This window comes from Tissierella sp., from assembly GCF_052089545.1.
Taxonomy (GTDB): Bacteria; Bacillota; Clostridia; order Tissierellales; family Tissierellaceae; genus Tissierella_A.
In genome coordinates this window covers 1-4,084 of record NZ_JBQDAA010000205.1, presented here as the reverse complement: position 1 = coordinate 4,084, position 4,084 = coordinate 1, and the positions used below count along the sequence as shown (strand labels likewise).

Sequence of the window (4,084 nt, the reverse complement as noted above, 5' to 3'; positions counted from 1 at the left end):
GTTGGAGGCCCTTCTTCTACTATAACTCCATTATCCATAAAAATAACTCTATCAGATACATCTCTTGCAAACTCCATCTCGTGAGTTACAACTACCATAGTAAGACCTTTACTTGCTAATTCTTTCATAACTCTTAAAACTTCTCCAACAGTTTCAGGATCAAGTGCTGAAGTAGGTTCGTCAAAGAGAAGTACATCCGGCTCCATAGAAAGAGCTCTTGCTATAGCAACTCTTTGCTTTTGTCCACCTGACAGCTGAGCTGGTCTAGCATTTACATACTTATCCATTCCTACAACTTTTAGGTTTTCTATTGCTATTTTCTCCGCTTCTTTTTTTGCTCTTTTTAAAACCTTTGTTTGACCTATTGTACAGTTTTCCAATACATTTAAAGTATTAAATAGATTAAAGTTTTGGAACACCATACCAAGGTGAGTTCTATATTTGTTTATATCGTTATTATTAGCTAATATATTTTCATTTCTATACATTATTTCTCCACCACTTGGTTTTTCAAGTAGATTTATACATCTAAGTAGTGTAGATTTCCCTGAACCAGATGATCCTATTATGGAAACAACCTCTCCAGAGTTTACATGAAAATCTATATCTTTTAAAACTTCATTATCTCCAAAACTCTTTTTTAAATGATTTATATTAATTATTTTATCCATTATCTTTTCCTTTCCACTCATCTTACTCCACCTTGTCCTCTACCATAGAATAAGTATCTGCTCCCGCCAACTTATCTTCAAAAGTTCTAAGAATCTTAGTAACAGTCATAGTCATTACAAGATATATTACACTTGTAATAAAAAACGCTTCTGTATACTTAAAGGAAGCTCCCGCAATAGAATTTGTTTGGAAAAAGAGTTCCGTAACCCCTATAACACTAAGCATAGAAGTATCTTTTATATTTACTACAAACTCATTTCCTGTAGCAGGTAGTATGTTTCTTATAACCTGTGGAAGTATTATTTCTTTCATGGTAGTAACATGGTCCATCCCTATAGCATGAGCTGCCTCAAACTGCCCTTTATCTACAGAGTTGATTCCTCCTCTTACAATTTCCGACATATATGCTCCCGTATTTATAGAGACTATAAATATAGCTGCAAATAGCCTATTTATCTGTATTTGAAACACACTTGCAGTACCAAAATATATTACCATAGCTTGAACCATCATAGGAGTACCTCTGAAAAAACCTATGTACATTGCAAGTATCCTATTTACGATCCTTAGAACTGTTCTTTTTCCACCTTCTTCAGGTAGAGGTATTGTTCTTACAACTCCTACTAAAAGCCCTATGATAGCTCCTATTATAGTTCCTATAATAGATATCCACAGTGTGATACCGGCCCCTCTTAGAAAAAAGGGCCAGTTCTTTATAAGCATATTTTTCATAACTTCTAAACTCATTTATTTTCTCTCCTTAAATTACTACTAATTAGCTGATGGTTGATTTAATATTGCATCATCCATTATTTCTTGTCTTTCTTCTTGTGAAATTTCTTCCACGATTTCATTTATATCATCAATAAGATCGCTACCTTTTTTAAGTCCTACAGCAACAGCTGTATCTTCTTCTGAAGCCTCAAATCCTTCTTCAAATTCCACCATATAGAAGTTATCATTTGCAGCTGAAGCACTTACACCCTCTGGTCTTTCTGAAACATAACCATCTATTATTCCAGATTCAAGTGCTACTCTCATAGCTGGGAAGTCTGACATAGCTGTATCTTTATTAACTCCATCTATTTGATCTATTACACTATAATGGAAAGTATTAAGTTGAGCTGTAATATTTGCACCAGAAAAATCATCTAAAACCTTAGCGTCTTCATATTCTCCACCTTTTTTTACTACCATTACAAGGTCTGAATTATAATAGTTCTCGGAAAAGTCTATAGACTCTTTTCTTTCAGCAGTAGGGCTCATGCCTGCTATTATAGCATCTACCATACCTGAATTAAGTGAAGGAACAAGACCATCCCAACCTATTTTAACTATTTCTAACTCCCTACCTAAACCATCTGCTATTTTTTTAGCTATTTGAACATCATATCCACCAGCAAATTCTTTTGAACCTTGTATTGGAACTCCACCATTTGCATCATCAAGTTGTGTCCAGTTAAATGGAGCATATCCTGCTTCAAGTCCTACTTTAAACGTATCTGTATTTTCAACATTTTCTGTTTCCTCACCATCGCCTGCCTCTTCACCATTTGTTTTACTTTCATCTTCTGCTGCACAACCGCCTAATATAAAAAGTCCTATAAGTGATAATACCATAATACTAATAAATTTTTTTCTCATTATAATCTCTCCTTTTTCTATTTTTTTGTATAAAAAAAACACCTAATGGCTATCAGGTGTATCATCGACTTACTATTACACCTCTCCTTTCTGACTCTAAATGAGATAGCTCAACATCAATATACTGAGTATGTATATTGGTGACAGTCCTATATCTATTAAAATATAGTCCCAGAATTAAACTTTGGTGTTTAAAACTTCGGCAAGTGCCCCTTTTACCATTATATCTACAGTTTCCAACCTCCATAATAGTTACTCTTAACATCTTGCGCCTCTACCTCAACCAGGAATAGGATGAGGCTTTGTATTTAATTTGTATATAAGCTTAACACGGATAAAGTATTTTGTCAAGCATTTTCTTATTTTTGTGAATTGTATGAATTTATAGCCATCGGTATATTGTTTATAATGTCACTTGCTATCATACCATATTCCCCTACTTGTTCCTGAGTTATATCTCCTGCCATTCCGTGAATATAAACTCCAAGTTTTGCTGAATCAAAAGGATCTATACCTTGTCCTAAAAATGAAGCTATCATACCAGTAAGTATATCTCCTGTTCCAGCTGTAGCCATACCTGGATTTCCTGTATTATTTATATATGTATGACCATTTGGATGTGCAACTACAGTTTTATATCCCTTTAAAACTATTATTATATTGTATCTTTTAGATATTAATTCACTATAATGCACTCTATTTTTTTGAAGTTCTTCTATACTTATATCTAAAAACTTAGCCATCTCTCCTGGATGAGGTGTTGCTATTATAATGCCTTTATGTTCCATTAACATATCAGGATCATTTGAAATACAATTTATAGCATCTGCATCTAAAACTATTGGTGCATTTACATTTTTTATGATTTTTTTAACTATGTAAGTTCTATCTGCATCCACCCCCATACCAGAGCCTATTGCTAAAGCATCCATATCTTTTGTGTATTTAAGTATATCTTGCAAGGATTCCATAGTAAAACTACCTTTCCTATTGTCGTCAATAGGTCTTACAATTGCCTCCGTAAGTTTTACACTCATCACCTCAGATATTTCACCTGGTACAAGAGTATAAGCATATCCAGAGCCTGCCCTAAGAGAAGCAAGTGATGCTAAATAAGGTGCTCCAGTAAACCCTATACTACCTCCGATGATTCCAACACGTCCATAGTTTCCTTTATGCGTATTAACTCTTCTTTTCTCCAGTAAACCTTCCATAAAATATCACTCTCCTTTTATATTGATATTAGAAACATTTACCCAAATATTTACAAAATATTCAATATTATAATATAAATCTACATAATAAAACAAAGTACAAATATGTAATTAATGTGTTATTAATATATTTTTTACTATATTTTGTATAATTGTGATATAATAATAAAGATATATTTCATAATTTAAATTTAGGTTAGGAGGAAGAATCAAATGTCCCGAAAGGAACGAAAGAAACGTCGTAGAAAAAGAAGATCCTTTTTAAAAGTGTTTCTAAGCTCCATGATTTTATTTGCAATTATAGGAGCAGTTATAGTATATGGATATAATACTTTAAATAAATTAGACAATGTCAAAATACCTACAGATGATGTAGATCTTGGTATAAGCGACGATGTAATGGAAGATAAGGATGTAATGAATATAGCACTTTTTGGATTAGATGAACCAGATGCCCTAAACGGTGGTAGATCTGATAGTATTATGATAGCAAGTCTTGATAAAGTACATAAAAAGATTAAAATCACCTCTCTTATGAGAGATACTTATGTAGA

Annotated in this window: 4 protein-coding genes, 1 pseudogene and 1 riboswitch; of the genes and pseudogenes, 1 reads left to right on the top strand and 4 read right to left on the bottom strand. The window is 32.9% G+C overall.

Features of this window, described 5'->3' with window-relative positions; genetic code table 11:
- The 4 genes from ACTHW2_RS11555 to ACTHW2_RS11540 all read right to left on the bottom strand — a co-directional run.
- Positions 1-671: amino acid ABC transporter ATP-binding protein (locus ACTHW2_RS11555; RefSeq protein WP_442264070.1), on the bottom strand; the 671-nt coding region annotated here is incomplete at its 3' end.
- 22 nt (positions 672-693) lie between these two features.
- Entirely contained in the window at positions 694-1,419 is a 726-nt protein-coding gene (locus ACTHW2_RS11550; protein ID WP_442264069.1) for an amino acid ABC transporter permease, read from the bottom strand.
- 24 nt (positions 1,420-1,443) lie between these two features.
- The gene (locus tag ACTHW2_RS11545) at positions 1,444-2,316 is read right to left on the bottom strand and encodes a transporter substrate-binding domain-containing protein (protein ID WP_442264068.1); all 873 of its coding nucleotides are present in this window, start codon (positions 2,314-2,316) and stop codon (positions 1,444-1,446) included.
- A 98-nt stretch (positions 2,317-2,414) separates the two neighbouring features.
- A riboswitch (Lysine riboswitch) is annotated at positions 2,415-2,601 on the bottom strand.
- 74 nt (positions 2,602-2,675) lie between these two features.
- Entirely contained in the window at positions 2,676-3,530 is an 855-nt protein-coding gene (locus tag ACTHW2_RS11540) for an NAD(P)H-hydrate dehydratase (protein ID WP_442264067.1), read from the bottom strand.
- 213 nt (positions 3,531-3,743) lie between these two features.
- Between ACTHW2_RS11540 and ACTHW2_RS11535 the strand changes: the two are divergent.
- Positions 3,744-4,084, top strand: a pseudogene (locus ACTHW2_RS11535) (hypothetical protein); the annotation flags it as partial.

What these genes read in the sequence shown, in the direction of transcription:
- ACTHW2_RS11550 (WP_442264069.1), bottom strand. Translation starts at nt 1,419, where the DNA reads ATGAGTTTAGAAGTTATGAAAAATATGCTTATAAAGAACTGGCCCTTT.
- ACTHW2_RS11545 (WP_442264068.1), bottom strand. Translation starts at nt 2,316, where the DNA reads ATGAGAAAAAAATTTATTAGTATTATGGTATTATCACTTATAGGACTT.
- ACTHW2_RS11540 (WP_442264067.1), bottom strand. Translation starts at nt 3,530, where the DNA reads ATGGAAGGTTTACTGGAGAAAAGAAGAGTTAATACGCATAAAGGAAAC.